General features: G+C 62.8%; 25 protein-coding genes. 12 read left to right on the top strand and 13 right to left on the bottom strand.

Annotated elements, in window-relative coordinates; translation table 11 throughout:
* Nucleotides 1–746: 746 nt before the first annotated feature.
* Complete coding sequence (locus tag JQ567_RS02450) at nucleotides 747–2,222, bottom strand: YdiU family protein (protein WP_212437430.1); 1,476 nt, start codon at nucleotides 2,220–2,222, stop codon at nucleotides 747–749.
* A gap of 216 nt (nucleotides 2,223–2,438) precedes the next feature.
* Here JQ567_RS02450 and aspS point away from each other — a divergent pair, with 216 nt between their 5' ends.
* Nucleotides 2,439–4,214 (top strand): aspartate--tRNA ligase, encoded by a 1,776-nt coding sequence (gene aspS / locus JQ567_RS02445; protein WP_212437322.1) that lies wholly within the window; start codon nucleotides 2,439–2,441, stop codon nucleotides 4,212–4,214.
* Nucleotides 4,215–4,285: 71 nt separating this feature from the next.
* Here aspS and JQ567_RS02440 read toward each other — a convergent pair whose 3' ends face one another.
* Nucleotides 4,286–6,274 (bottom strand): hypothetical protein, encoded by a 1,989-nt coding sequence (locus JQ567_RS02440; protein WP_212437321.1) that lies wholly within the window; start codon nucleotides 6,272–6,274, stop codon nucleotides 4,286–4,288.
* 262 nt (nucleotides 6,275–6,536) lie between these two features.
* On the opposite strand from JQ567_RS02440, the gene JQ567_RS02435 reads away from it, so the two are divergent.
* The gene (locus JQ567_RS02435; protein ID WP_212437320.1) at nucleotides 6,537–8,846 is read left to right on the top strand and encodes an NADP-dependent malic enzyme; all 2,310 of its coding nucleotides are present in this window, start codon (nucleotides 6,537–6,539) and stop codon (nucleotides 8,844–8,846) included.
* Between the two features lie 125 nt (nucleotides 8,847–8,971).
* Nucleotides 8,972–9,421 carry a DoxX family protein gene (locus JQ567_RS02430; protein WP_212437319.1) on the top strand — a complete coding sequence of 150 codons (450 nt, stop codon included), beginning with the start codon at nucleotides 8,972–8,974 and terminating at the stop codon, nucleotides 9,419–9,421.
* A 13-nt stretch (nucleotides 9,422–9,434) separates the two neighbouring features.
* Here JQ567_RS02430 and JQ567_RS02425 read toward each other — a convergent pair whose 3' ends face one another.
* The 4 genes from JQ567_RS02425 to JQ567_RS02410 all read right to left on the bottom strand — a co-directional run bounded on the left by JQ567_RS02425 (nucleotide 9,435) and on the right by JQ567_RS02410 (nucleotide 13,655).
* Complete coding sequence (locus JQ567_RS02425) at nucleotides 9,435–9,989, bottom strand: dihydrofolate reductase (RefSeq protein WP_212437318.1); 555 nt, start codon at nucleotides 9,987–9,989, stop codon at nucleotides 9,435–9,437.
* A gap of 25 nt (nucleotides 9,990–10,014) precedes the next feature.
* A complete protein-coding gene (locus JQ567_RS02420; RefSeq protein ID WP_212437317.1) occupies nucleotides 10,015–10,983 on the bottom strand; it encodes a polysaccharide deacetylase family protein in 969 nt (322 codons plus the stop codon).
* 197 nt (nucleotides 10,984–11,180) lie between these two features.
* Nucleotides 11,181–11,774, bottom strand: coding sequence for a glutathione peroxidase (locus JQ567_RS02415; protein WP_212437316.1), 594 nt, complete (start codon nucleotides 11,772–11,774; stop codon nucleotides 11,181–11,183).
* Between the two features lie 84 nt (nucleotides 11,775–11,858).
* The gene (locus JQ567_RS02410) at nucleotides 11,859–13,655 is read right to left on the bottom strand and encodes a L,D-transpeptidase family protein (RefSeq protein WP_212437315.1); all 1,797 of its coding nucleotides are present in this window, start codon (nucleotides 13,653–13,655) and stop codon (nucleotides 11,859–11,861) included.
* A 336-nt stretch (nucleotides 13,656–13,991) separates the two neighbouring features.
* Between JQ567_RS02410 and JQ567_RS02405 the strand changes: the two genes are divergently transcribed.
* Complete coding sequence (locus JQ567_RS02405; protein WP_249165195.1) at nucleotides 13,992–14,471, top strand: CreA family protein; 480 nt, start codon at nucleotides 13,992–13,994, stop codon at nucleotides 14,469–14,471.
* 29 nt (nucleotides 14,472–14,500) lie between these two features.
* Here JQ567_RS02405 and JQ567_RS02400 read toward each other — a convergent pair whose 3' ends face one another.
* On the bottom strand, nucleotides 14,501–14,728 hold the full coding sequence (locus JQ567_RS02400; protein WP_312017333.1) for a hypothetical protein: 228 nt from the start codon (nucleotides 14,726–14,728) through the stop codon (nucleotides 14,501–14,503).
* A gap of 235 nt (nucleotides 14,729–14,963) precedes the next feature.
* Between JQ567_RS02400 and JQ567_RS02395 the strand changes: the two genes are divergently transcribed.
* The 5 genes from JQ567_RS02395 (at nucleotide 14,964) to JQ567_RS02375 (ending at nucleotide 17,629) form a co-directional block, all read left to right on the top strand.
* Nucleotides 14,964–15,125 carry a hypothetical protein gene (locus JQ567_RS02395; RefSeq protein WP_212437313.1) on the top strand — a complete coding sequence of 54 codons (162 nt, stop codon included), beginning with the start codon at nucleotides 14,964–14,966 and terminating at the stop codon, nucleotides 15,123–15,125.
* A gap of 305 nt (nucleotides 15,126–15,430) precedes the next feature.
* Nucleotides 15,431–15,595 (top strand): hypothetical protein, encoded by a 165-nt coding sequence (locus JQ567_RS02390; protein ID WP_192733364.1) that lies wholly within the window; start codon nucleotides 15,431–15,433, stop codon nucleotides 15,593–15,595.
* Between the two features lie 45 nt (nucleotides 15,596–15,640).
* The gene (locus JQ567_RS02385) at nucleotides 15,641–16,048 is read left to right on the top strand and encodes a hypothetical protein (RefSeq protein ID WP_212437312.1); all 408 of its coding nucleotides are present in this window, start codon (nucleotides 15,641–15,643) and stop codon (nucleotides 16,046–16,048) included.
* A 235-nt stretch (nucleotides 16,049–16,283) separates the two neighbouring features.
* Entirely contained in the window at nucleotides 16,284–17,423 is a 1,140-nt protein-coding gene (locus JQ567_RS02380; RefSeq protein WP_212437311.1) for a serine hydrolase, read from the top strand.
* 35 nt (nucleotides 17,424–17,458) lie between these two features.
* Nucleotides 17,459–17,629: a hypothetical protein gene (locus JQ567_RS02375; RefSeq protein WP_212437310.1), complete on the top strand. Its 171-nt coding sequence runs from the start codon at nucleotides 17,459–17,461 to the stop codon at nucleotides 17,627–17,629.
* 231 nt (nucleotides 17,630–17,860) lie between these two features.
* On the opposite strand, the gene JQ567_RS02370 is transcribed toward JQ567_RS02375, so the two are convergent.
* The 3 genes from JQ567_RS02370 to JQ567_RS02360 all read right to left on the bottom strand — a co-directional run bounded on the left by JQ567_RS02370 (nucleotide 17,861) and on the right by JQ567_RS02360 (nucleotide 20,231).
* The gene (locus tag JQ567_RS02370) at nucleotides 17,861–18,172 is read right to left on the bottom strand and encodes a hypothetical protein (protein WP_212437309.1); all 312 of its coding nucleotides are present in this window, start codon (nucleotides 18,170–18,172) and stop codon (nucleotides 17,861–17,863) included.
* Nucleotides 18,173–18,507: 335 nt separating this feature from the next.
* Nucleotides 18,508–19,326: a hypothetical protein gene (locus tag JQ567_RS02365; RefSeq protein WP_212437308.1), complete on the bottom strand. Its 819-nt coding sequence runs from the start codon at nucleotides 19,324–19,326 to the stop codon at nucleotides 18,508–18,510.
* Nucleotides 19,327–19,373: 47 nt separating this feature from the next.
* The gene (locus tag JQ567_RS02360; protein ID WP_212437307.1) at nucleotides 19,374–20,231 is read right to left on the bottom strand and encodes a tetratricopeptide repeat protein; all 858 of its coding nucleotides are present in this window, start codon (nucleotides 20,229–20,231) and stop codon (nucleotides 19,374–19,376) included.
* A 348-nt stretch (nucleotides 20,232–20,579) separates the two neighbouring features.
* Here JQ567_RS02360 and JQ567_RS02355 point away from each other — a divergent pair, with 348 nt between their 5' ends.
* Nucleotides 20,580–21,545: a tetratricopeptide repeat protein gene (locus JQ567_RS02355; protein WP_212437306.1), complete on the top strand. Its 966-nt coding sequence runs from the start codon at nucleotides 20,580–20,582 to the stop codon at nucleotides 21,543–21,545.
* 34 nt (nucleotides 21,546–21,579) lie between these two features.
* On the opposite strand, the gene JQ567_RS02350 is transcribed toward JQ567_RS02355, so the two are convergent.
* The 3 genes from JQ567_RS02350 to JQ567_RS02340 all read right to left on the bottom strand — a co-directional run bounded on the left by JQ567_RS02350 (nucleotide 21,580) and on the right by JQ567_RS02340 (nucleotide 23,610).
* Nucleotides 21,580–21,849: a DUF6719 family protein gene (locus tag JQ567_RS02350; protein ID WP_212437305.1), complete on the bottom strand. Its 270-nt coding sequence runs from the start codon at nucleotides 21,847–21,849 to the stop codon at nucleotides 21,580–21,582.
* 11 nt (nucleotides 21,850–21,860) lie between these two features.
* A complete protein-coding gene (locus JQ567_RS02345; RefSeq protein ID WP_212437304.1) occupies nucleotides 21,861–22,013 on the bottom strand; it encodes a hypothetical protein in 153 nt (50 codons plus the stop codon).
* 70 nt (nucleotides 22,014–22,083) lie between these two features.
* Complete coding sequence (locus JQ567_RS02340) at nucleotides 22,084–23,610, bottom strand: PLP-dependent aminotransferase family protein (protein ID WP_212437428.1); 1,527 nt, start codon at nucleotides 23,608–23,610, stop codon at nucleotides 22,084–22,086.
* A gap of 75 nt (nucleotides 23,611–23,685) precedes the next feature.
* On the opposite strand from JQ567_RS02340, the gene JQ567_RS02335 reads away from it, so the two are divergent.
* Together JQ567_RS02335 and JQ567_RS02330 are read left to right on the top strand one after the other, a co-directional pair.
* On the top strand, nucleotides 23,686–24,411 hold the full coding sequence (locus tag JQ567_RS02335; RefSeq protein WP_212437303.1) for a pyridoxamine 5'-phosphate oxidase family protein: 726 nt from the start codon (nucleotides 23,686–23,688) through the stop codon (nucleotides 24,409–24,411).
* A 117-nt stretch (nucleotides 24,412–24,528) separates the two neighbouring features.
* Nucleotides 24,529–25,806 carry an ArgE/DapE family deacylase gene (locus tag JQ567_RS02330; protein ID WP_212437302.1) on the top strand — a complete coding sequence of 426 codons (1,278 nt, stop codon included), beginning with the start codon at nucleotides 24,529–24,531 and terminating at the stop codon, nucleotides 25,804–25,806.
* Nucleotides 25,807–25,823: the final 17 nt, after the last annotated feature.

The raw sequence follows: 25,823 nt of genomic DNA, 5'->3' as shown, positions 1-25,823 counted from the left end.
TCGCCAGGCCGTTCGGGCCTGCGTGCAATGATGCCCCGCGACAAAACGACCCGACGGGCAAATCAGTTCTGATTTTCGGAAATGCTGTCAAGCCCTGAAATAAAAAATATTTCGCTTTTCCAGAAGGAAAATCAGGTGCATATCTTTGGCCATCCCGTCCCACTCAGAGGGCGTCGGCCGTCGTCACGGACGTTGGACGGGTTGCGGTGGACGCAACAGTTGCGACTGACGAGCGCGGCTGTAGCGTACGGTGAAGTCGTGTGGTCCCGACGCCCCGATGCTGGCGTCAAGTTGGTGGAAAGCTCAGGCTTCTCACTGATGACGGTGACAACGAGCTCGGCCCGACCGAGGAGAGCACGAAGTAAGCCGTAAAGCCATTGCGCAGGGAAGGCCGGGTGTTCTCCGCTGGACCTGTATGCTCGTGTGCGCACTCTTGTTGCACAATTGCACACGAGACCGCGGGTGCAGCGCGCACCCGGTCTTCCCTGCGCCCTCTGTTTGAAGAGGGCAAGGAAATTTCTGGCAAGCCTCGGGCGCATTGCGTCGCGAGATCGCGAAGCTATGTCCACGTCGTCCCGGCGAAGGCCGGGACCCATAACCCCGGCGAGAAGTTTTGCGAATGGTCTCTGCTACCGAGGCTTCATCGAGAGATCACGCGGTATGGGTCCCGGCCTTCGTCGGGACGACGAGAGACGTGATTGCTGCCTCGCTCGAATGACGTCGAAGCGGTTATGGAATCAGCACCCTTACGTCCCGCAGAACGTCTGCAGCACGCGTTGCTCCGGCTGTGGCGGATCGGCATAGCCGGCGTACGCAGGCTGGTCCTCGAACGGCTTTGCCAGCACGCTCAGCAATTCCTCGAACGGCGCGTAATCGTCGTTATTCATCGCGGCCTGAATCACGGCTTCGACGCGATGGTTGCGCGGGATGAAGGCGGGATTGACGGCGCGCATCGCGGCGTGTCGCTCGGTTGCCGATTGCGGCTCGTCCGAAAGGCGCTGCCGCCAGCGCACCGCCCATTCGTCGAACGCGGCGGGCTCAGTGAACAATTGCCGCACGCTGTCATTGTCTGCGTCCAGCGCGAGATCGGCGAGGCGGCGGAAGGTGAGGGTGAAGTCGGCCTGGTTCTTGGCCATGGCGTCGAGCAGGTCCTGCACCAGCGCCTCGTCGCCGTCACGCTGATCGAACAGGCCGATCTTGGCGCGCAGTCCGGCCTGGTAGGCGGTGGTGAATTGTTCGGCGAATTCGCCGAGGATGAATTGCGCCTGTTCGATCGCCTTGTCCTTGTCGTCGGACAACAGCGGCAGCAGGCATTCGGCGAGCCGCGTCAAATTCCACAGCGCGATCTGCGGCTGGTTGGCGTAGGCGTAGCGGCCCATCTCGTCGATCGAGGAGAACACCTGCGCGGGGTCGTAATGGTCCATGAACGCGCACGGGCCGTAATCGATGGTCTCGCCCGAGACCGAGCAATTGTCGGTGTTCATGACGCCATGGATGAAGCCGACCAGCAGCCAGCGCGCGACCAGATCGGCCTGCCGCGCCACCACGCCTTCCAGCAGCGCGTGATAGGGGCGCTCAGCCTTGGCGGCCTCCGGATAGTGGCGCGCAATCGCGTGGTCGGCGAGCTGGCGCACGCCGTCGGTGTCGCCGCGCGCGGCGAAGAACTGGAAGGTGCCGACCCGGATATGGCTCGCGGCGACGCGGGTCAGCACCGCGCCGGGCAGCATGGTCTCGCGCTGCACGCGTTCGCCGGTGATCACGGCCGCGAGCGAGCGCGTCGTGGGAATGCCGAGCGCGAACATCGCCTCGCTGACGATGTATTCCCGCAGCACTGGGCCCAGCGCGGCGCGGCCGTCGCCGCGGCGGGAAAACGGCGTCGGGCCGGAACCCTTGAGCTGGATGTCGCGCCTGATGCCATCGGCGTCGATGACTTCGCCGAGCAGGATGGCCCTTCCGTCGCCGAGCTGCGGCACGAACTGCCCGAACTGGTGGCCGGCATAGGCCATCGCGATCGGGTCGGCGCCATCAGGGACGCGCTTGCCAGCCAGGATATCGGCACCCTCGGGGCTCGAAAGGACCTCCGGATCGAGGCCGAGATGGACGGCCAGCGCCCGGTTCAGCTTGATCAGCCGGGGGGCCGCCACGGGGGTGGGGGCCACGCGGGCGAAAAAGTTCGCCGGCAGCGCCGCATAGGTGTTCTGGAACGGGAAATGGACGGTCATGACCACAAAGATAGGCGCGCCCGGGGGATAGGCAAAGGGCTCACGCCCGATAGGTTCGAAATGCCGCTTTTTGGGCCAAAACAGGGGCCGCCACTGGTTGCCGCGCCTGACCTCGTCGGGTAAACCCTGCCGCAGCTCGGGCAGGCCTTGTTCCCCGATTCTTGTCGTGATTCCTGGCCCTCGATTCGACCTCCAATATCAGTTTTTGGGATTTCCATGCATCGCTACCGGTCACATACATGCGGCGCGCTCCGCGACAGCCACATCGGCGAAACCGTTCGCCTCTCGGGCTGGTGCCACGTCATCCGCGACCATGGCGGCGTGCTGTTCATCGACCTGCGCGACCATTACGGCATCACCCAGTGCGTGGCCGACAAGGACTCGCCGGCGTTTGCGGAAGTCGAAAAGTTCCGCTCGGAGTGGGTGGTGCGGATCGACGGCAAGGTGCGCCATCGTCCCGAAGGCACCGTCAATGCCGAACTGCCGACCGGCAAGATCGAGATCTATGTCAGCGCGGTCGAAGTGCTGGGGCCTGCCGGCGAGCTGCCGCTGCCGGTCGCAGGCGAGCAGGAATATCCTGAGGACATAAGGCTTAAGTACCGTTTCCTCGACCTGCGTCGCGAGAAACTGCACCAGAACATCATGACCCGCGGCGCGATCGTCGATTCCATGCGCAAGCGGATGAAGGAGCAGGGCTTCTTCGAGTTCCAGACCCCGATCCTGACCGCGTCCTCGCCGGAAGGGGCGCGGGACTTCCTGGTGCCGTCGCGGATTCATCCGGGAAAATTCTACGCGCTGCCGCAGGCGCCGCAGCAGTACAAGCAGCTCCTGATGATGTCGGGCTTCGACCGCTACTTCCAGATCGCGCCGTGTTTTCGCGACGAGGACCCGCGCGCCGACCGCCTGCCGGGCGAATTTTATCAGCTCGACGTCGAGATGAGCTTTGTCGAGCAGGAGGACGTGTTCGCGTCGATGGAGCCGGTGATTACCGGCGTGTTCGAGGAATTTGCCAAGGGCAAGCCGGTGACAAAAGGCTGGCGGCGGATACCGTTCGCGGAGGCCTTGAAGAAATACGGCAGCGACAAGCCGGACCTGCGCAACCCGCTCGAGATGCAGGACGTCTCCGAACACTTCCGCGGCTCCGGCTTCAAGGTGTTCGCGCGGATGCTGGAAGATCCGAAGAACCAGGTCTGGGCGATCCCCGGACCCGGCGGTGGCTCACGCGCGTTCTGCGACCGGATGAACTCCTGGGCGCAAGGCGAGGGCCAGCCCGGCCTCGGCTACATCATGTGGCGCGAGGGCGGCGAGGGCGCGGGTCCGCTCGCCAACAACATCGGACCGGAACGCACCGCCGCAATCCGCAGCCAGCTCGGGCTGAAGGAGGGCGATGCCGCGTTCTTCGTCGCCGGCGACCCCGACAAGTTCTGGAAGTTCTCTGGTCTCGCGCGCACGAAAGCCGGCGAGGAGTTGAACCTGATCGACAAGGACCGGTTCGAGCTCGCCTGGATCGTCGACTTCCCGATGTATGAGTATGACGAGACTGAGAAAAAGGTCGACTTCTCGCACAACCCGTTCTCGATGCCGCAGGGCGGCCTCGACGCACTCAACGGACAGGACCCGCTGACCATCAAGGCGTTCCAGTACGACATCGTCTGCAACGGCTACGAGATCGCTTCCGGCGGCATCCGCAACCACAAGCCCGAGGCGATGGTGAAGGCGTTCGAGATCGCGGGCTATGGCGAGAAGGACGTCGTCGAGCGGTTCGGCGGCATGTACCGCGCGTTCCAGTACGGCGCCCCGCCGCACGGCGGCATGGCGGCCGGCGTCGATCGCATTGTGATGCTGCTCTGCGGCACCACCAACCTGCGCGAGATCTCGCTGTTCCCGATGAACCAGCAGGCCGTCGATCTGCTGATGGGCGCGCCGTCTGATGTCGCGATCAAGCAGCTGCGCGAACTGCACATCCGGCTCAATCTGCCGGACAAAGGCTAGCGTAGGGGTTAAAGCGTTTTCAAGCGAAGTGGACCCCGGTTCGCGTTAAGAAAACGCGTCAAATAAGGAGTCTACAGTCCCGTTGAAGCCTCGATCCGGAATTGCGCCAGCGCAACCATCGGGTCGGTCTTCAACAACTGCATGAGCTGCAGCGCCGGCACCTTGCCGAGCGGGGTCAGCTTGATGTTGAGCGTCTGGCCCGGGCTCTCGACAAAGCGGGCGACTGCTTCCACGGCGGCGACGGCGTCGGGATTGGTGGCCGCGGCCTGTTCGCTGCCGGACCTGATGCCCTCGACGATGGCGCTCCGCGCCGCCTCGCGGCTGACGTTCTGGAGGCGGGCATATTGCGCGACCGCAAGGTCGATCCCGCCGGTATCACGCAGCGTGAGGTCGATCGTGCCGGCCTCGATCTGTCCGGCCATGGTCGCCGCCTGCACCGCATTGGGCGAAAATACCCCGCGCGGCACGTTGGCGAGCGACATCCGAAGCGACGCCTTGGCGATGCCGCCGAGGTCGAGCGTCACCGGTTCGAGCGCGAATGCGCGTGACGCCTCCGTCCAGGCTGCGCCGAGATCAAGATCGATGGCCGCCTTGTCGAGGCCGGCCGTGACCAGCACCTTCTGGCCGGGATCGCGCGCATCCAGCGGGGCTGACATCTTCAGTGCCAGCCGCAACTTGCTCGGGATCGACCCGATGAAATTGCCCCAATCGAGGTTGAAGGCGTCGATGTTGACCGGCCGGCCCGTGTCCTTGAAGGGCGCCGCGAGCGCCTTGAGTTCGACACCCTCGATCAGCGCCAGCATTCCGAGTGCCTGGTCGGGCGGTGGCTGCTGCGACGGGTTGGAGAACAGCGCCGACATCCGCATCAGGTTGGCGACATCGAGCGATTTGAGCGCGAAGCGGCCGACCTTGAGGGGGCCTTGTGGCGTGCGGCCATCGAGGCCCTCGATCGCAAATTCGTTGACCTTGCCGCTGTCCAGATTGAAGCGCATCGCCGACAGCTTGATCGGGCCCTGCGGTGTCTCGACCGCGAGGCCGTGTATCTCGGCATTTCCGATCCGCAAGCCCTCGTACAGCTTGGCCACCTTCTCGATCATCGCGCGCGCCTGCGCGGGCGTCGGCGGCGCGGCGCCGGGCGGCGGTATCATCGCCAGCAGATCCGCAAGTTGCATCCGCGACGGCCGCAGGCCGACCTCGTCGATCGTCATGCCGTCGATCCGCATCTTCAGGCCTTGCCCGGACGTGACGACATAGGGACCCGTCGTGATCTGCCGGTAGGTCCGGTAATACTGGTCGTCGCTAGCCTTCTGCGGGTCGAAGAGTGCGGCCACCGCTGTCGTGTCGATGTCGTAGCCTGCGATATTGGCGAGGTTGCCGGTGAGCTTGTCCGGCTTGCCCCCCGCGGGTTGGGCATTGACCGTGAAAACCGCGCCGTCGATCTTCGTGCTGGCGACCTTGCCGTCCTTGATGCCCTGCATCGCAAGGCCGGTATAAGCGACCTCGCCACCGCCCGGCGTCGCAACGCCGGAGTTGATGGTCCCGGTCAGGCTGGGAGCGGTGATCGACGTCGCCGCGATGCCGGCGAACTGCTCGAGCACGGACCGGTAGACGTCGGCAAAGGACGACGAAGCCGGCGATCGCTGCAGGCTGGCGGGGCCGGAATAGTCCTTCACAATGACCCGCGGCACCTTGTAGGCAAGGCTCAGAGCCGGCTGCGGGGCCATGGCCGCGCTGATCTCGACATCGGCGATTTCGATGCTCTCGGCAGAGAATCGCGCCGCGTCCGGCTGGCTGACACCAGACGCTGTGAGGCTGCCGATCTTGACGCTGGTCGGGGGTTGCGCAGCCGATTGAGCTGTGATCTCGGCGATCGTGACCGTGCGGCTCAAGAGGTCGAACGACACCTTGCCGTGGCTCGCCTTGCCGCCTGCCGCGCGAACCTGTTCAAGCGCGGCGTCGACCTCGCTGGCTATCCGATGCTGGGTATAGAACTGAAAGCCGAAGAACCCTCCCACCGCGATCACGATTGCGGCAACCAGGCCGCTCAGAACCTTTACCATTCGGGCAGCTCCGGTTGCCGGTTGGGCGGAGGGCAATTTGCCGTTGTCGGTCGAATGACCGGGGATGGGGAGGAGCTATGCTACCGGGTTCGATCGTTTGCGTCGATCCGCCAGCCTCCGGGCCCTGTTGATGGGGGCGCCATCAGCTGTTGCATCCAAGCGGTTGCGCGTGCTTCACATCCGGCTCAATCTGCCGGCAAACTGACCTCGTCCGGACGTGGCGAAGAAATAAAAGATCCGGACCGGGAACGCGGGAGTATGCATGTCGTCTTATTCTGAAGATCTCCATTCCGCGGCACTGGCGTATCATCGGCTGCCGCGGCCCGGTAAACTGGAAATTCAGGCCACCAAGCCGCTCGCCAACCAGCGCGACCTGGCGCTGGCCTATTCGCCGGGCGTTGCGGCCGCCTGTACCGAAATCGCCAACAATCCGGCTGAAGCGGCGACCCTGACCGCCCGCGCCAACCTGGTAGCCGTGGTCTCCAACGGGACGGCCGTGCTCGGCCTCGGCAATATCGGCCCGTTGGCGTCGAAGCCGGTCATGGAAGGCAAAGCGGTCCTGTTCAAGAAATTCGCCGGGATCGACGTCTTCGACATCGAGATTGCCGCCGATACGATCGAGCGCGTGGTCGAGACGGTGGCGGCGCTGGAGCCGACCTTCGGCGGCATCAATCTGGAGGACATCAAGGGCCCGGAGTGTTTCGAGATCGAGGCGCAGCTCAAGGCGCGCATGAAGATTCCGGTGTTTCACGACGACCAGCATGGCACCGCCATCATCGTCGCCGCCGCGATCACCAATGCGCTGCTGCTGAACGGCAAGAAGCTCGCCGACGTCAAGATCGTCTGCTCCGGGGCGGGTGCTGCCGCGATCGCCTGCCTCAATCTCCTGGTGTCGCTCGGCGCGCAACACAAGAACATCTGGGTCTGCGATATCGACGGCGTCGTGCACGAGGGCCGCAACACACTGATGGACCGCTGGAAGGCGGTCTATGCGCAGAAGACCGACAAGCGCGTGCTCGCCGACGTGATCGGCGGCGCTGATATCTTCTTGGGGCTATCCGCGCCCAACGTGCTGAAGCCGGAAATGGTCAAGGCGATGGCGGACCAGCCGCTGGTCATGGCGCTGGCCAATCCGAATCCGGAAATCATGCCGGACGAGGCGCGAAAAGCGCGCCCCGACGCGATGATCTGCACCGGGCGAAGCGACTTCCCGAACCAGGTCAACAACGTCCTGTGTTTCCCATTCATCTTCCGCGGCGCGCTCGACGTCGGCGCCACCGGGATCAACGAGGAAATGAAGCACGCCGCGGTGGAGGCAATCGCGCAGCTCGCGCGCGATCCGCCGTCGGACGCGGTGGCGCAGGGCTTCGACAGCGGCGAAACGCAGGGGTTTGGACCCGGCTCGCTGATCCCGAGCCCGTTCGACCCCCGCCTCATCCTGCGGATCGCGCCGGCTGTCGCGAAGGCCGCGATGGATTCCGGCGTGGCGACACGGCCGATCAAGAATTTCGACGAATACACCGCGCTGCTGGAACGCTTTGCGTTCCGCTCCGGCCTGGTCATGAAGCCGGTATTCGCCAAGGCGAAATCCCAGCCGGTGCGCGTGATCTATGCCGAGGGCGAGGACGAGCGCGTGCTTCGCGCCACCCAGGTGGTGCTTGAAGAGAAACTGGCGCGCCCGATCCTGGTCGGGCGCCCCTTGGTGGTCGAAGCCCGGATCAAGCGGTTCGGGCTTTCGATCAAGGCCGGACAGGATTTCGACCTCGTCAATCCCGAGGACGATCCGCGCTACCGCTCCTACGTCCAGACCTATATCGACGTCGCCGGAAGGCGCGGTGTCACGCCCGAGGCCGCGCGCACCGTGGTTCGCACCAACGCCACCGTTATCGCAGCACTGGCGGTGGTTCGCGGCGAGGCCGACGCGATGATCTGCGGCGTCGAGGGCCGCTACATGAGCCATCTGCGTCATGTCCGGGAAATCGTCGGCTTCCTGCCGGGCGTCAGCGATTTCGCGGCATTGTCGATGATGATCACCAGCAAAGGCTCCTATTTCATCGCCGACACGCAGGTGAGGCCCAATCCGAGCGCCGAGGAATTGGCCGAGATGGCATCGCTGGCGGCGATCCACGTCCAGCGCTTCAACATGAAGCCCCGCGTTGCCTTCGTGTCACATTCCGACTTTGGCAGCTATGATACCGAGTCTTCGCGCAAGATGCGCCTTGCCACCGCCTTGCTGCAGGAAAAACATCCGGAGATTGAGGCGGACGGTGAAATGCAGGGCGATACCGCGCTATCGGCGGCTGCGCGCAAGCTCGTGCTGCCGCATTCGAAGCTGGAAGGCGAGGCCAACATCCTGATCATGCCGAACCTCGATACCGCCAACGTCGCCTATCAGATGATCAAGGCGCTGGCCGATGCGCTGCCCGTGGGACCCATTCTGATCGGACCGGCGCGTCCAGCGCATATTCTTACCCCGGGGGTGACCGCGCGCGGCATTCTCAACATGACGGCGGTTGCCGCCGTCGAGGCTCAGGAGCGCGCAGGCCGTTCGCAACCGACCCTGTTCGGCTAGTTGATGTCGGCGGGTTCTAACGCGGGTGGTTTCGATTTGATCGTTTGAAAAGCAGGGGCGAAACGCTCATAATCGCCTTGCGCGACCGCTTGTGACATTGCATTGCCATCCAGTGAGGCCGACCCATGCCAGCGTTCTTTACTTTCGGACGAGTTTTGTTCGCCGTGCTCTTCATCTACACGGGAGCGACCAAGCTCTTCGGCATCCAGCAGACGGCGGATTTTATCGCGTCCAAGGTGACCATTCCCACGCTGCTCGCGCCCTATACGTCGCAGCTCGAAACCATCACGGGCATGTCGACGCCGCAATTGCTGGCGCTTTCGATCGGCGGGTTCGAGATCATCGCCGGGCTGATGATCGCGGTTAATTTCGGCGCGCGGTTCTTTGCGATCCTTCTGATCTTCTTCGTGCTGACAGCCACCTTCTATTTCCACGATTTCTGGAATCAAGCCTCGCCCGAGAACGCCAAGACGCTGATCGATGCGTTGAAGAATCTCTCGATCATCGGCGCCCTGTTCATGATCGCGGGCTACGGCCGCGGGCCGCGATCGTCGGAGCCTGCCTACGACGTCTAGAGCGGACGTGCGCTCAGGTCCGCCGCCATGGCGTGACGGTGACGTCAGCCGCCGGGTCGAGTATTTGCGGTTGTCCGGCGCGTAATCCGTGCGATGCCAACACCTGTTGCGGCGAGCGCGCGGGCACCCCGGGGAAGCAGGGCTCGCCGTCCGGCAGCCGCACGTGCGGGGCCTGTGACAGCCAGAACACGTCGTAGCGGTCCATGAACATGCCGAACACGTAGGGGCCGCCGATCACGGCGACCGTGCCGGCGCGAACCCCGACTTGCGTGCAGGCGGCCTCAAAGGAGGCGCCGGCCGGATTCCACAGCGTGGCGTTGGGATTGGAGGGATCGGGCGCAATCGCGCGAACCCTTCGCGTCAGGATAAGGCGCTTGCGCCGCGGCGAGTTCGGCTGGTCCTCGAAGGAATTGCGGCCGTGCAGGATCAGGTCGGCGCGGTCGAGGGCGGCTGTGAAGAACCGCTTGTCGCCCTCGAATTTCAAATCATCAGGCATGACATTGCTGGCGTTCGCCAGCATGCCGTCCGCCGAGACGATAACGTAGCCTTCGATGCGCAGCGCCGGCATGGACTTGTCGCCGAGTCGAAGCCGATTATTCCGAGATCGTCTGCACGACGCTGGAGACCGGGCGGGAGCTTACGGTCGGCAGCTTGGCTTCCTTCAGCAGTTCTTCGTCAGATTGCGGGAGGGTCTGCACCGGCGTTTTGGCGCGCATCGCAACCACCTTGTAGCCGCCGGCCTTCAGCTTCTTCAGGAGCTCGGGCAGCGCCTCGGCGGTGTGCTTCTGGAAATCGTGCATCAGGATGATGCCTTTACCCAGCTTGTCGACCTTGCGCATCACGGTATCAACGATGGTCTGCGCTTTGCTCGCTTTGAAGTCGAAGGAGTCGAGATCGCAAGAGAAGATCGCAATGTTGCGGGTGCCGAGATAGGTGACGATTTCCGGCGGATGCTGCAGCGCCGGGAAGCGGAAGAACGGTGCCGGCGAGGTGCCGCCGAGCGCCCACTTGACCGCGCTAAAGCCTTTTTCGATCTCGTCCTTGCGCTGCTGCTCGGTCAGTTTCTTGTTGACCAGGGCTGCGTGTGACCAGGTATGTGAACCGATCGCATGTCCGGCTGCATAGACCTGTTTGAGAATTTCCGGATAATAGGTGGCATGCTTGCCGATCGGGAAGAAGATGCCCGTGGTGCATTCTTCGGCGAGCGTCTTCAACACCGACGGCGTGTTGACCGGCCACGGGCCGTCGTCGAATGTCAGCACGACTTCCTTGTCGCGCAGGAAGTCCAGATCCTTGAAATGTTCGAAGCCGAAGCCGGGACCGCCTGTCGTGTCGATCTCGACGGTGCGTCCGACGCCGAGTGCATTCGGGTTGGTGCATGGAGGCCGGGCCGGAGCGGCCGCGGCTTTCGGGGCAGACGCTGCCTGGGGCGCCGCGGCAGCGGGCGCTGGAGCGGCCGCCGGCGCAGCCGCGCCCTTGGCCGGCGCCGTTTGCGACCAGGCCGCGCTTGAGGTCAACAACGAAACCGCGCCTGCAAAGATCAACCCTGCCGCAATACGCATCTTGTTTTCCTTAAATGATCCCGCGTCCGGTACCGGCTTTGCCGTCGCCCGGCCGCTTCCCGCCCCAACCCACAATACCCTAGTTGCAGCGACCTCGCCAAGGCAACGGCTGTCACACAGGCCGCCGATTTGTCGCCGAACCGGTTAATTCAGGGGATTATTCCCGCTGTTTCCATGCATTGCCCGCAAGCGACCCGTTAGCCGCTTCGTTCGGAAACACCTTGTGCGAGCGACCGCGCAATCGCGGTCTTCACCCGCGTATCCGAGGGGTCGACGGATTCGGGGAAGACTTCGGCGATATAGCCGTCGCGGCCGATTAGATATTTGTGGAAGTTCCACCGCGGAACATCCTTTGGCCGCGCTTCTGCTGCCCATTTATAGAACGGATGCGCATTCGGCCCTTTCACGATGGCCTTGGCCGATATCGGGAAGGTCACGCCGTAATGGTGATGCGCGGTTGCTGCGATTTCGGTCGCGCCGCCTGGTTCCTGGCCGCCGAAATCGTTGGAGGGAACGCCGACGATCATCAGGCCGCGGTCGCTGAACTGCGTCCACAATTCCTGCAGCCCCTTATATTGCGGCGTGAAGCCACAAAGCGAGGCGGTGTTGACGATCAAGAGGGGACGGCCGGCATATTCCGAAAGCCTGATATCGCCGCCGGCCAATCCGCCAAACGAGAACGCGTAGGCAGTGATCCGGCTCATGCCGGCCTGCGCGTTGGCGATACGGCCCGAGCCGATGCCCGCAATGGCGGCCAGCGTTGCCGTCATCATGGTTCTGCGGTCGATCATGGCCGGCCTCGCGCGAGATTCATCGGCGCAAAGCATAGCAGAGCAGGTGAACCGGCGCCGCTCAACAAGCTGTTATGGCGCGAGTTAGCGCAGCGGAACGATGAAGTCGGTGCCTTCGCCGGTTTCGCCGGTGTTGATGCCGTGATCGGACACCACGATCGAGCCGCCCGTCGTCAGGGCCTCGGAGATGCGCGCCATCGCTTCCGGTGGCACGGTGATGCGGTCCAGTGCTTCGGCCGGGCTGTTCGGCGCCGGTGCCGGCTTGGCTTCGGCCGGGGCTCCGCCGGCGACCTTGCGCCGGCGCGAGGCGCGCTCGTCTTCTTCCTTGAGGGCCGCGTTGCGGGCGGTCACCGGCAGTGACACCACCGACCAGCGCAGGAGATTGGGATCGTTCTTGTCGACTTCCGCCGTGAACACATGCGTGCCCAGCATCCGCTCGCTCGGCGCGATCGTCACGGGCACGTCGAACAGCGGCGTGAAATTCTGCCGTACGTACAGTTTGCCATCCTTGCGGCTGACGAACACCGCGATCTGCCCGGTGCGCTTCGGTTCCGGCTTCGCCGCGGCCTTCTCGACGCCTGGCAGGCGCGACGGATCCTTCTTCACATCGGGCGCGACGGCAGGTGCATCGGCGATCGCCTTGAGGGGCTCTGCCGGTTTCCCCGCTGCCTTTGGTGCTTCAGTTTTCGTTGTATCGACCTTGGGCGCGTCCGCCTTGAGCGTCCCGGTTTTCACCTCGTCCGACTTCATCTCGTCCGGTTTCGCGTCAGCCGATTTGGCCTCGACCGGGGCGTCGCTGGCGGAGATTTCGCTCTTGGTCGTGTCGCCGGTCTCAACCGATTTGACCTCGGCCGTTGCAGCATCCGACGGTTTGGACTCGGACGATGTCACTTCGGCCGGATTGCTGTCGGTGGACGCGGCGTCGGCGCTCTTGGCGGGCTCCGCCTCAGCGTCCGATTTCGCCGGCTCGGACTTCGCGGCTTCGCCGGATACCGGCATCCTGCTCGCCGAGGACGAAGCATCGGACATCGTCACGGCTGCATTGGTCGCCGGCATGGCTCCGCTGGCATCCGCAGTGTGGGTTCGTTCGCGCAACGGCGTCCGATCGGGGGTGCCGTGACCGACGGTCGATCGCAATTCGAGGCTCGCGTCTGAACTCGCGGACTTCATTTCGGATCCAGCGTCCGCGCCCTTGTCGGATTTCACCGCCGGCGCGTCCGACATCGGTTCGTCGGCGGCCACAGGTTGCGGCACGACCTTCTGCGCCACCAACAGCGGGTGCGAGAAACTCGAAGGCGTCATTTCGCCGGGCGTGACGATGACCCGCGCGCCCATCTTGGTCCAGTTCCACATCTTCGCGGCAAAGGCCATCGGCAAACGGATGCAGCCGTGCGACGCCGGATAGCCGGGCAGGGCGCCGGCATGCATCGCGACGCCCGACCAGGTGATGCGCTGCATGAAGGGCATCGGCGCGCCGCTGTAGATGTTGGAGTGGTGCATCTTGTGCTTCTGGATGACGCTGAACACACCCATCGGGGTCGGATGGCTTTTCGTGCCAGTCGACACCGGACTTTCCGCGAAGATTCCGTTGGCGTCGTAGACCCTGACCTTTTGCTGGTTGATCGAGATCGCGATGATCAGGGGCCCCTGCGGCTTGGCGCGGATTTCCTTTTCGGCGGCCACCATGGCCTTCGAGGGCTTGCGCGCGCGCTGCTTGCGCGGCTGGGCGGTGGGTGCCGGCCGGTAGAAGCTGGGGTCGGAATCCTGCCAGTAATACAGGGCGGCGTCGGCGTGGGAGGAGGCACCGATGGTGCCTGCGGCAACCAGAATAGCTATCTGCCAAAATCGCTGGTTCGCACTGCTTACGCTTGTACTATTCAACCCAAAAAGCCGATGCCCGCTCACGCCCAAATTCCCTGAGTCCAGATCGTCGAATCCGATGTTCCGATAATCATTTGTTGTTGCAGACGCGAAAAGCGTTCACCAGCTTAAGCCCTCTAAATCTGCGCTTTTCGCCGCAAGCGTAGCAAAAAAGCCTCACATTCCGTTAAACGCGGGCTCCCCCGCACCGTTCCTCGCCTTCCTGTGCGGCATTTGCACATTACATAACCGGTGGGTCCTTCAGCGGAGATAGAAATGACATTCAAGGCCATCGGTAAGTGTGACAAGTCATGGAGAAATCTGGCCTTGGGCGTGTCGTTGGCTGTGTTGGCGGTGATGGTTTGGCAGGCCGGCCCGGCCTTTGCCGCCGACGAGCCGGACCTGATCTTCCGTCGCTCCACGGTGTTCAAATGGCTGAGCCCAAATGACAAGCTTGCAACCTACGGTGTCGACGACCCCGAGGTCGACGGCGTGGCCTGCCATTTTACGGTACCGGAGAAGGGCGGTTACAAAGGCTGGCTCGGGCTTGCCGAGGAAGTTTCAGATATTTCACTGGCCTGCCGCCAGATCGGGCCGATCCGGTTCAAGGGCAAGATGTCCCAGGGCGACGACATGTTTCGCCAGCGCCGTTCGCTGTTCTTCAAGAAAATGCAGATCGTCCGCGGCTGCGATCCCAAGCGGAACGTGCTGGTCTACATGGTTTATTCGGACCGGCTGATCGAGGGGTCACCCAAGAACTCGACATCTTCGGTGCCGGTCATGCCCTGGGGAGCCGCCGACGCCGCGGTGCAGAAATGTGGCGAGTTCATCCAATAGTGGTCCGGGCCCGGCGGCCGTCCCGGGGCTTACCGCTTCACCGGATTGGGATGTGGGCGGACATCTGAGCAGTCCTTGATGTTAGGGCCCCTGGCCTTGGGCTCGTGGCAGCCGACCAGCCGCACGAATTTTTGTGGCGAGCCCTGATTGTCGCCCATGACCGGTGCGCCCTGCTGCGACATCGCACCAGCCATCTGTTGCTGGCCGGATTTGCGGGGCGAGGATTGATTGCCAACACTGATGTTGCCATTGCCCACGACGGCTATCCTTTGTTGGATTGTGAAACGGAACAACGCCGAACCAACAGGAAAAGTTGCACGGGTGTTTGCTTGGGTCGGTCGGACCCACGCTTCGGTTCACAGTTGAGTTTGCTGCGCTGCGGCCTATTCAGCAGACAATGATTAAGAACTTGGAGTAAGAACTTGCGACGGCGCATCGAACCGGCCGGCAGCAACGGGCGTCTCATCTCCAGATGGTAAATGGAGACGTCAGATGCGCGCCCTCAGCTGCATAATTGCTCTGGTTTTCGTACTGACCGGCCCGTCGCTGGCCGGCAGCGCCGATCGCGACATGCCGGGGGTAGGGACGTTCACCTATTGCGGATCGCCGGTGGTGACGCCCGATCCCGATTTGAGCGCTGTCGACAGCGAGTGAGGCAGTTTTCGCCTCTCTCCGGCGGTGCACGGCAGGGCCCAGACTCAAAATCGCGAAAACAACCCCATGCAAAGTAGAATGGCCCCGGCTCGCAGGTGACCTGTACCTCTGTCCAGCCATTGATCGCTATATTGAAATCATTGGATTTTTATCGCCAATGTTTCGTCCCGGCGGGCCGACGAAACAATTCACCCCTGCGATGAAACCATTTTCCGCTTCTGGCGCAGATATCCCGAAACAGCCGTTGGTTATCACTCTGCCAACGAAACGGCGGGGACGCCGGCACCCAAACTGGAGACAGTCAAATGCGGACCATCAGCTTCATCCTCGCCTTCGCCTTCATCCTGGCTGGTCCCTCGATCGCTGGTTCCTCGGACCAGGGCTTGCCCGGCATCGGCACCTTCTCCTACAACGGCGCACCGGTGACGACCTCGGCTCCACAGTCGATCGTTGTCGCAGCTGTCAACTAATCGCAGCTAACAGCTCGCAAGAGAATTTGCCGGTAAAGGCCCAGTATGTTTGTACGTTTTTGTTCCGCTGCGATTTTGGTTTCCTGCCTGCTGGGCGCTTCAGCCCAGGCCCAAACCCAGTTAACGGCGCAGATGCGGTTCCAGCAGGGGCCGATCGGCTCCATGTTCAAGCTCCCCGATCCCCGCGGTGAGTTCGTACGGCTGTGCGCGCCCCACATGGTGGGACGCTGGGCGCATCCCGAAACCGTTTGCAGTTGCTTGCACGATCACGCCGCCGCGACCGTCGAGGACAATGACCTGCGCGAAGCCTTGCTGCGCGGCATCAGCGAGACCGGCGTGCCCACGATCGAGACCGCTTGGGTGCCGCCGTCGAAGCAGTCCGAAATCGGCCCAACCTTCACCAAGATCGCCAAGCCGACGCTGCAATGCATGTTCGAGCCGTCGTCGAACTAGTTCACCCAAAATCTCAAACAACCACTGGCTAACGGCGGTCGTCACGGGCTCGACAAGCCGTCCCCGCCATGATGTGGCAATGTTGTTCGATGATCTGCGGGGAGAACGCGAGGGCGTTCGCCCCGCGCGCGGGAGTCCGCCGATGCAGCAGCGACGAATTTTTTCCACATATCTCCTTGCATGCTTTCTTTGTGCTTTGACGGTCCCAGCCTTTGCCGCACCCGACGAGGAGCTGTTGGGCAAGGACAAGGGCTATCCGGTCGGCACCCGCTCCAACTGGTTCTTCGACGAGGGCGTGCGGGTTGGATCATTCAGCCATCTGGACGAGATCCTTCCACACAACAGGCTGAGCAAAGCCGCATCTCCGCTGCCGCTTGCGCCGGCCGGCGGCGAAACAAAGCTCGGCTACCGGTTCGAAAACCAGAGCTGGACACTCGATGATTTTCTCGCGCACCAGCGCGTCACCGGGCTATTGGTGATCAAGGACGGCACGGTCCTGTTCGAGCGCTACCAGTACGATCGCAAGCCGTCCGACCGCTTCATCTCGCATTCGATGGCGAAATCCATCGTCAGCCTGGCGGTCGGGATGGCGCTCGCCGAGGGCCGGATCACCTCGTTGGATGATTTGATTTCGAAATACGTGCCCAAACTTGCCGGCAGTGCTTATGGCGAGACCACCATACGCAGTGCCTTGCGCATGTCGTCCGGCGTGCAGTTTAGTGAAATCTACGACGGCAAGGACGATCTGACGCGGTTCGTGATTGCCCGCAGCCGCGATGGATCGATATCAGCGCTGCGCCAATTCGAGACCCGCGAAGCCGAGCAGGGCGTGCGGTTTCACTATGCTTCCAGCGAGACCGTCTTGCTGGCCGTGCTGCTTCGCGAGGTCACCGGCACCACACTCAGCCAATACCTGACCACGCGGCTCTGGCAGCCGATGGGCGCCGAAGCCGACGCGACCTGGACCACGACGGCGGACGGCACCGAAGCTGCATTGGGAAATTTCAATGCGACGCTGCGCGATTACGGGCGTCTGGGAATGCTGCTGGCCAATGATGGCGCGGTCGGTGGCAAGCAGATCGTGCCGAAGGACTATCTGCTGGACGCGACCGACTGGCGCCGGCAGCCCGCGGCGTTCGCGCCGGGGAAGGCCACGCCGTATTTCGGGTACGGCTATCAGTTCTGGCTCTACCCCGGCGAGAAGCGAAGGTTTGCCTTGCTAGGTGTTTATGGCCAGTCGATCTTTGTCGACCCCGAGCTCAAGCTCGTCATGGTGGTCACGGCCGCAGCCAAGAATGCCAATGTCGGAAAGGAATCGTTCGCCTTCGAACGCGGCGCCGTTTGGCGCGGGATCGTCGACACATACGGCAGGTAAGGCTCGGCGCGCCAGCGCCTCTGCATCCGGGCTATGTGGCTGGCGCTGTCCGCGACACGCGCGAGGTCTGGGCGAGCTATTTCCTGTTGCAGGATCGGGCCCGCGTGCTCGCTCTGCTCGCTGACCTTCTCAAGCAGGTGTCGGATGAAACGGCGCGGATCGATGTCGCCGCCTTCGGCCACGCTTCAAGCGGCGAATTGATCTGACGTCTTACAGCCTGCGCCGGTAACGGCGTCGGATTGTCGAACGGCGGCGCTCGGTGACCTCTTTGGGGTCAATCGCGTCACTTTGGCCGTCGGCCGACTACTTCCGGTCTTCCCCTGTAAACGGGTCGCCAGGGCCAGTTGTCTCAAAAGTGCCAATGGCAGACATCGCAGCAGAACTCGCGTGTCCGCACAAGTGCGGAAGCCGAGCGGTAATCGTCTTGCTCATGAGCCCTACAGTCCAATAAATCCACGCAGCTTGTTGACCGTTTCGGCGGCGTCCTTGGCTTCCTCGGTGGTCAGGACGATGACCTCGCCAGTACGCTCGTGCAAGACGCTGTGATGGATTGCCGCGCCTGAAAGGCCGTCAACGTTCGACTTCACCGCGATGTCGTCGATATTGGAGAGCGCGAACTCGACAGGCTTCTTGTTCCACAGCAGCATTTTTTGCTGCAGCGTTGCCTTGCCGGAATCCTTGTCGAGCGTAAGCGTTGTTGAGCCTGCTTTCAAAACGAGCTTGCGCGGTGTTTCTTCGATATTAGCCATGGCAGGTTCCCCGCTGGTTACCTACTTTCACATGTTAATTATCGGGCGATGCCTGCCCCGAAGCAACCGGTGCGCCGTGTCGAGCGACAAATTGACGCCAATGCCAGACTGTTTTTCGTAGCGACTTCCGAAACGGGTCATTCGTGTCGGTTTGGCCGGACCACGGCGACTGCCGGTCTACATCGGTGAACGGACATTCTCAGGATGGGAGACATGTCTCAAAGGTGCCAACAACGGAAGTGTCCTTTGACAGTCTGGCGTCTAGTTGAAGCCCTTGACCTTGCTGTCCTTCTTCCACAGCGCCTCGTCGTATTCAGCTTCCGATAGCAGCCACTTCAATTCGTCGTGGTCTTGAGGCCGCGCATGGACACGAGCTTTTCCTCACGAAATCGGAGAATGAGCCATGCGGTCTCATCGAAACCGTTTGCAAGCTTTCCGGCGTGAGAATACACGATCTGAGCAGCTTCCGACTTCGACGGCGGTCCCAACGCCGTGATTACCTCCTGACGCGACATACCTAAATGCAGCTTGCCGTCCAAGACGAGGGGCGCGAACTTTTCCGGGATGATGGCGCAATCGGTCGAGGTCTCGGTGCCTTTCTCGGTGAGCTCTTCAACGATCTCTGTGACGAGATGGTCCGGGCCGCCCATCTCTCCGTGGGACACGACCCATAATCGATGCTGCGCGCGCCTATAACACAGCCAATAGATGCTACCTCCAGCGTCGCCCTGGTGTTGGATGGTCCCTTCGCCCACGGCTTTGCGGACCGCGCCGAGCGGCGTCTCCTCGAAGCGGCCGGCGAATGCGCCTAGCGAAAAGCGGGTCGCCAATCTCTTCACCACCGTCGGCGGCACGCGCTCGAACGCATGTTCGTCGACTGGCGGCGGCGGTGTCTGCGCGGAGCAGTCGTTCGCGGGGATCGCGAAAAGGAGAAGCAGCAAGAAGAGCGTCTTTCGACCATCAACTCCGAATTGCCTTGCATTGGAGATTGAGCACTTCTGGAATAGCTCCTTTCCCTTGGCAAGGATGGCGTCAACATCGAGGTCTTTGACGCGGCCAGCCGCTCTGTCCGCCAGTCCTTTATATATTTCTCGCCTCAGCAGGTCGCGCCCAGCCGTCGAGAGTGCGGGCGTCAGTTTCTGGGTGTCGGACACGTCAGTCTATCTCCTGCGATGGTGCCGCTTCCAGACGTCGAGCCATGTCAGCGCCGCCCCGTCATCTTGCTCAATTCTTTCGATACGCGCTTCACAGCCTTCAGGCCGTCTGGATCGGCCGGAGCGAGTTGAGAGTGCATCTTAAAGTCAGCCAATGCCGCTTGCAGACTGCGTTTCTTCTCCCACGCCATGCCGCGGTTGTAATAGGCTTTGGCAATTTTCGGATCGAGCTGGATCGCCTGGCTAAAATCCGCGATGGCCCGGTCGAGGTCGCCCCTGTTGCCCCAGGCGCTGCCGCGGTTGACGTAGGCGCTCCCATATTTCGGATTGAGCTCGATCGCCTGGTTATAGTCCGCGATGGCCCGGTCGTATTTGCCCCCGGCGCTCCAGGCGCTGCCGCGGCCGTAGTACGCTTCAGCATCTTTCGGGTCGAGCTGGATCGCCTGGTCGAAGTCCGCGATGGCCCGGTCGAGGTTGCCCTTGGAACCCAAGGCGCTGCCGCGGTTGAGGTAGGCGACCCCATATTTCGGATTGAGCTGGATCGCCTGGTTATAGTCCGCGATGGCCCGGTCGAAGTCGCCTTTGTGGAACCAAATGTTGCCGCGGTTGCTGTACGCAGCCGGATACGTCGGATCGATCCGCATCGACTCGTTGTAGTCAGCCACTGCGCGGTTGGGATCGCCCTGTGCCTGGTACGCCCCGCCGCGACGCGTATACAGCCGCGCGAGGCTTCGCCCGGTGTATTGGTGCGACTCGATGGCGCGCGAGCACTCTGTGACCGCGAGGTCATCTGACAGCTTTATGCAGAAATCCAACTCGTCTGCGGCTGCCACTCTCGGCAACCCGGCGAGAACCACCACGGCCATGCATGCTAACAACCGGTATGTTGAGAAGCGCATCTGCATCGCACGTGGTCTCCGCACGTTGGTCGGAGCAGCCGGAACAACCGACCGCCATTCTCCGGACGTTCATTTGTCCTTTAGTCGGGGCGCGGAACAAATGGTTCATCAGCGATGATTGGACGCTCGGTTTCCGCTTCGGGGCAACCGCTACACTTTGACAGTAGACCGCGAACTTCTGCTCGTCCCCGATCAACGGACATCGCCGAACGAGTACGTCAGGTCCGAAAGGTGCCCCAAAAGCGGTCGCATGGCGTGATTGCTGCGCGGTGACCCGTCAGTATGAACCTCTCTGGCCTCTGAAGACACAAAGGGCGGGTATGTCGCGCAAGAACCGCGACGGAGGCAAATGTGATGAAGGCCATGAAAGCATCTATCCGCATTGCGGTCACCGCGCTGGCCCTGAGCCTGTCAGTCATCGTGCCATCCTACGCCGAGCAGGATGAGGCAAGCCGTCTCAACCAGGAATCCAACGAACTCTATCGGGTCGGAAAGTACGCGGCAGCGCTTCCGCTGGCCCAGCAGTTGTTGGCCATTCGCGAGAAGGAGTTTGGTCCCGATGATGCAATGGTCGCCATGCCACTGAATGACCTGGGCACGATCCACTACAATCTGGGTCAATACGCCGTTGCCGAGCCATTGTACAAGCGTTCATTGGCTATCAAGGAGAAGACACTCGGTCCGGACCATGCCGAAGTCGCAAGCGTGCTGAATAATCTCGGCGAACTCTACCGCACGACAGAGCGTTTTGCCGAGGCGGAGCCGCTCCTCAAGCGGTCGATCGCCATTCGTGAGAAAACGGTCGGTCCTGACGATCCGGACATCGTGCTGGCGCTGAGCAACCTGGCCGCTCTCTATAGCAATCAGGGTCGATACGACCAGGCCGAGCGGCTGTTCAAGCGCGGGCTGGCCGTTCTCAAGAAGGCGCACGGTCCGAGCGATCCGAACGCCACGGTTTTGATGAATAACCTGGCCGATGTCTACACCAACCGGCATCGTTATGCCGATGCCGAGCGGCTGCTCAAGCGGTCGATAGCCGTGACCGAGAAAGCGTTCGGTCGCGACCATCTTGATGTTGCGCAGGCGCTGAACAATCTGGCCACTGTTTATGGGCGACAGGGCCGTAACGCCGACGCCGAGCGGCTTTACAAGCGGTCGGTGGCCACCTTCGAAAAGACGGTCGGCCCGAACCATCCGGACCTCGCGGATGTCCTGGAAAACCTGGCCCGTCTCTACAAGTATCAGAGCCGCTACGCCGATGCCAACGCGCTTTTCAAGCGGTCGATGGCCATTCGTGCGAAGGCAGGCTCGCCTGCCTGAGATTGCGACTATCGCGGTTTAATGAGTACACGCCCTACCGCCTCTGCTTCGTCCCCAGGCGCGCAATGCATTTGCGGACGCGCAGCACGCCCGATGTCGTCATCTGCGAGCCCGAGATTTCCTTGATCTGTCCGGCCGGGCAGGTTCCGTCGTCGACGAGGATGCGCTGACCGAGCCGCAGATCGACGATATTCCGCTCGTTGGGGACGACCTGCTGAGCGGCGGCCGGTGAAGCGAGCAGGCACAAGGCAAGGCCGGCGGAAACCGCAAGAGCCGGGGCCGTCACGGCCTTCGTGATTGCCAAATTGACCTCCCTCACTTGCTCTGGATCTTCAGCCCGTCGGGGCCGAGATTGATCTGCACGCCCTCGGGCTGTTTCTTGGCCTGATAGAGATTGTAGCCGAGCACGCCGACGGCAACGGCCAGTACGCCGATGATGAGATACATAACGTTGCGATTCGCTGGCATTCGGTGTCTCCATCGTGACGAGTGCTTCACGCATTTAGCGGATGCGTCGACGATTCTCCTAGGCGCCAGGTTAGCGCGCTGCTCGGGATCGCGCCGACGCGGGCTTTCGCGATTTGCCGGCTCTGGTTCCATGAGCGTCAGCCTTGCGGGCGCCGCGCAGCGCGGCCAACGACGCCTTCGCAAGTTTCTCAGCCGATGCCTTCAACTGCGGAAGCGGGTGACCAGCAAACCCCAGCACAAATCCCGGCAGCGGCTGCGCGCGATGATAGGTTTCGGCCAGCAGCCAGCCTTCGACGCCGGCCGCGGTCTTCGCCTGCGAGGCAACCATTGGGTCGACCGACGGCTCGAACCGCGCCACCAGGTGCAGGCCCTGCGATGGCACCGGCACGGACAGGCGGCCTTCCGATGCTGTTGTCAGCGTCGATGCCAGCACGTCGCGGGCCTCGCGGTAGAGCCCGCGCACCCGCCGCAGATTGGCGGCGAACGCGCCGGAATTCAGCATGTCCGCGACAGCGCCTTCCAGCAGCGTGCCGGGAAAGCGATCGAGCGCGGCGCGCGCCGTCGTCACCGGCCCGATCAGCCTCTCGGGCAGCGCGCAATAGCCGATCCGCAGGCCGGGAAACAGCGTCTTTGAAAACGTGCCCATGTAGATCACGCGCTGCAAATGATCGATGCCAGCAAGCGACAACAATGGCGCGCCGTCATACCTGAACTCGCTGTCGTAATCGTCTTCCAGTACGAAAGCGTCGGCGTCCCTGGCCCAATCGAGCAGTTCCAGCCGGCGGCTCATCGACATCTGCACGCCGAGGGGAAACTGGTGCGAGGGCGTCACATAGGCCGCGCGCGCCGATGGCGCTGACGTGCGGCCTTTGGCGACGATCAAGCCTGATGCGTCGACCGGAACCGGGGCCGGGCGGTAGCCGCAGTGCTCGATGGCGCGCCGCGCGGCGGGATAGCCGGGGTCCTCGCACCAGACCTGATCGGCTGGCCTCAGAATGGCGCTGAGCACGATCCGCAGGGCGTGCTGGGTTCCCGAGGCCAGCATGATCTGGTCCGGATCGCAGCGCAGCCCGCGTGCCGACAGCAGATGGTCGGCGATCGCGGTGCGAAGCTCGCGGCTGCCGCGGGGATCGCCGTAGTGCAGGTGATCGGTCCCGAAGGCGCGCATCCGCCGCCCGACAAAGGACCGGAAGCGCTGCAGGGCCCGCTCGTCGATATGCGTGCAGCCGAGCGACAGGGTGCCTTGCGGCGGCGTCTCGATGACGATCCTGGCCTTGCCGGCGCCGCTCACCTGCGCGGGGATGCGCGCGGCGACGAAGGTGCCCGAGCCGACGACGGCGACCGCAAACCCGTCTGATATCAGCCGCTCATAAGCCGTCGTGACCGCGTTGCGCCGAAAACCGGTCTGGCTTGCCAGCGTCCGCGAGGGCGGCAGCGGTTCGCCGGGCTTCACGATGCCGCTGACGATGGCGTGGCACAGTGCCTGATAGAGCCGGTGCGGCGAAGAGGCCCGCGGCGTCACATGCGGCCCGGAAAGGTCGAGCGGCAGTTCGGTCTTCCGTGGCGGCGCCGGAGAATTGGTCGGAATTTTTCGCATGGAATTGGCACTATCGCAGACCAAATTGGCCGGTACAACTGCTGTCATCATTCACTGATCCTGACAGGAGCTGTCGTGACCGTAAGCGAAGCCGCCAATTCGTATCCCGTGTCGCCGCGCAACCGGGTGAAGCGCCTGCATGAGCGCGGCCGCTACGATCACGCGACGGTCCACGGCCTGCTGGACGCGTCGATGCTGTGTCACGTTTCCTATGTGATCGACGGCCAGCCCTATTGCACGCCGACGTTCTTCTGGCGGGAAGGGAGCAGGCTATACTGGCACGGCAGCAGCGCCAGCCGCATGCTGGAGAACCAGTCGGACGGGCAGAAGGTGTGCCTGACGGTCGCGCACCTCGACAGCCTTGTGCTGGCAAGGTGCGGCTTCAACCATTCGGCCGACTACCGCGCCGTGATGGCCTTCGGCACCGCCTACATCGTCACCGACCCGGACGAGAAAGCGCGCGCGCTTGTCGCGATGGTCGACCGGTTCTTTCCCGACCGCACCGCCTCCTTGCGGCAAAGCACCAAGCAGGAAATCAAGGCGAGTGCCGTCATCGCGATGGAGATCGAGCAGGCGTCGGCCAAGATCCGCACCAAGGGCGTCGCCGACGATGACGAGGACTATGCGTTGCCGATCTACGCCGAGCGCATTCCGGTCCGCACCGTGATCGGCGCGCCGGAACCGTGCCCGCGGTTGTTAGCCGGTGTCAAACGGCCGCAATCGCTGCGCGCCTATTCGGAAGGCCGTCTGCTCGATGACGCCTTGCGGGAGGCCCATCTTCTGCATTACCCCGTCGGCTGAGCCTCTTTTGTTTTGACGCGTTTTCTTCACGCGAACCGGTCTCCACTTCGCTTGAAAACGCTATGTGTTAGGGTGCCGGTTCTCATCACCTGCTAGATTCTCGATTGGAGCCGCCGCATGACCACCGATACGCAACAAAGAATCCTCGACGCCGTCGATGCCGGGTTTGATGCGCAGCTTGCGACGACCCGCGACTTTGTCGCGATCCCCTCGACCCGCGGCGCCGAGGGGCCGTGCCAGGACATGATCGGCGATCTCCTGCGCGCGCGGGACTACGAGGTCGATGATTGGCATATCGATGTCGAGGATTTGAAGGATCTGCGCGGCTTCGGCCCGATCGAGCATGATTTTTCCAAGGCGCGCACCGTGGTCGGCACCTACCGTCCGCGGAGCAATGGCGGCAAATCGCTGATCTTGCAGGGGCACTGCGACGTGGTGCCGGCCGGCCCGCTCGACATGTGGGAGACGCCGCCATTCTCGCCCGTGATCAAGGACGGCAAGATGTATGGCCGCGGCGCCTGCGACATGAAGTCGGGCACCATCGGCGCGCTCTATGCGCTGGATGCGATCAAGGCCGCCGGCCTGCGGCCGACCGCGCGGATTCACTTTCAGTCCGTGATCGAAGAGGAGAGTACCGGCGTCGGTGCGCTCTCGACCCTGCAGCGCGGCTACCGTGCCGACGCCTGCTTCATTCCGGAGCCGACGGGCGGCAAGATGGTGCGTTCGCAGGTCGGCGTGATCTGGTTTCGGTTGAGGGTGCGCGGCGTTCCCGTGCATGTGGCTTACGCGGGCTCCGGCTCGAATGCGATCATGGCGGCCTATCATCTGGTTCATGCGATCGGCAAGCTCGAGGCCGAATGGAACGAGCGCGCCAAGGCCGATCCGCATTTCAAGACGCTGACGCATCCGATCAACTTCAACCCCGGCATCATCAAGGGCGGCGACTGGGCTTCCAGCGTGCCGGCGTGGTGCGATGTCGATTGCCGCATTGCTGTACTGCCGGGCTGGTCGATCAAGGATTGCCAGAAGGAGATTCTGGCCTGCGTCTCCGCGGCCTCGCGCGACCACCGCTTCCTCTCCAACAATCCGCCCGAGGTGCAATGGTCGGGCTTCCTGTCGGAAGGCTATGAGCTGAAGGACGCTGCCGCACCGGAAGCTGCCTTCGGCAAGGCGTTTGGCGCCGTCTATGGCGGCAAGGTCGAGGACCTCGTCTTCACGGCGCTGACCGATACCCGGTTCTATGGCCTGAACTACAACATCCCGAGCCTGTGCTTCGGCGCCAGCGGCGCGGCGATCCACGGCTTCAACGAATATGTCGATCTGGATTCGCTGCGGAAATCGACCAAGGCCACCGCGCTGTTCATCGCGGAATGGTGCGGGGTGGAGAAGGTGTAAACTCTAGACTCTTATTT

This window comes from Bradyrhizobium sp. AUGA SZCCT0431, from assembly GCF_018131065.1.
Classification (GTDB): Bacteria; Pseudomonadota; Alphaproteobacteria; order Rhizobiales; family Xanthobacteraceae; genus Bradyrhizobium.
Note: the sequence above shows the minus strand (reverse complement) of the source record. Positions and strands in the feature narration are given on the sequence as shown.

Bases quoted from the DNA above. Each gene is read 5' to 3' on its own strand.
- JQ567_RS02450 (WP_212437430.1), bottom strand. From the start codon at position 2,222: ATGACCGTCCATTTCCCGTTCCAGAACACCTATGCGGCGCTGCCGGCG.
- aspS (WP_212437322.1), top strand. From the start codon at position 2,439: ATGCATCGCTACCGGTCACATACATGCGGCGCGCTCCGCGACAGCCAC.
- JQ567_RS02440 (WP_212437321.1), bottom strand. From the start codon at position 6,274: ATGGTAAAGGTTCTGAGCGGCCTGGTTGCCGCAATCGTGATCGCGGTG.
- JQ567_RS02435 (WP_212437320.1), top strand. From the start codon at position 6,537: ATGTCGTCTTATTCTGAAGATCTCCATTCCGCGGCACTGGCGTATCAT.
- JQ567_RS02430 (WP_212437319.1), top strand. From the start codon at position 8,972: ATGCCAGCGTTCTTTACTTTCGGACGAGTTTTGTTCGCCGTGCTCTTC.
- JQ567_RS02425 (WP_212437318.1), bottom strand. From the start codon at position 9,989: ATGCCGGCGCTGCGCATCGAAGGCTACGTTATCGTCTCGGCGGACGGC.
- JQ567_RS02420 (WP_212437317.1), bottom strand. From the start codon at position 10,983: ATGCGTATTGCGGCAGGGTTGATCTTTGCAGGCGCGGTTTCGTTGTTG.
- JQ567_RS02415 (WP_212437316.1), bottom strand. From the start codon at position 11,774: ATGATCGACCGCAGAACCATGATGACGGCAACGCTGGCCGCCATTGCG.
- JQ567_RS02405 (WP_249165195.1), top strand. From the start codon at position 13,992: ATGGTTTGGCAGGCCGGCCCGGCCTTTGCCGCCGACGAGCCGGACCTG.
- JQ567_RS02395 (WP_212437313.1), top strand. From the start codon at position 14,964: ATGCGCGCCCTCAGCTGCATAATTGCTCTGGTTTTCGTACTGACCGGC.
- JQ567_RS02390 (WP_192733364.1), top strand. From the start codon at position 15,431: ATGCGGACCATCAGCTTCATCCTCGCCTTCGCCTTCATCCTGGCTGGT.
- JQ567_RS02385 (WP_212437312.1), top strand. From the start codon at position 15,641: ATGTTTGTACGTTTTTGTTCCGCTGCGATTTTGGTTTCCTGCCTGCTG.
- JQ567_RS02370 (WP_212437309.1), bottom strand. From the start codon at position 18,172: ATGGCTAATATCGAAGAAACACCGCGCAAGCTCGTTTTGAAAGCAGGC.
- JQ567_RS02360 (WP_212437307.1), bottom strand. From the start codon at position 20,231: ATGCAGATGCGCTTCTCAACATACCGGTTGTTAGCATGCATGGCCGTG.
- JQ567_RS02355 (WP_212437306.1), top strand. From the start codon at position 20,580: ATGAAGGCCATGAAAGCATCTATCCGCATTGCGGTCACCGCGCTGGCC.
- JQ567_RS02345 (WP_212437304.1), bottom strand. From the start codon at position 22,013: ATGCCAGCGAATCGCAACGTTATGTATCTCATCATCGGCGTACTGGCC.
- JQ567_RS02340 (WP_212437428.1), bottom strand. From the start codon at position 23,610: ATGCGAAAAATTCCGACCAATTCTCCGGCGCCGCCACGGAAGACCGAA.
- JQ567_RS02330 (WP_212437302.1), top strand. From the start codon at position 24,529: ATGACCACCGATACGCAACAAAGAATCCTCGACGCCGTCGATGCCGGG.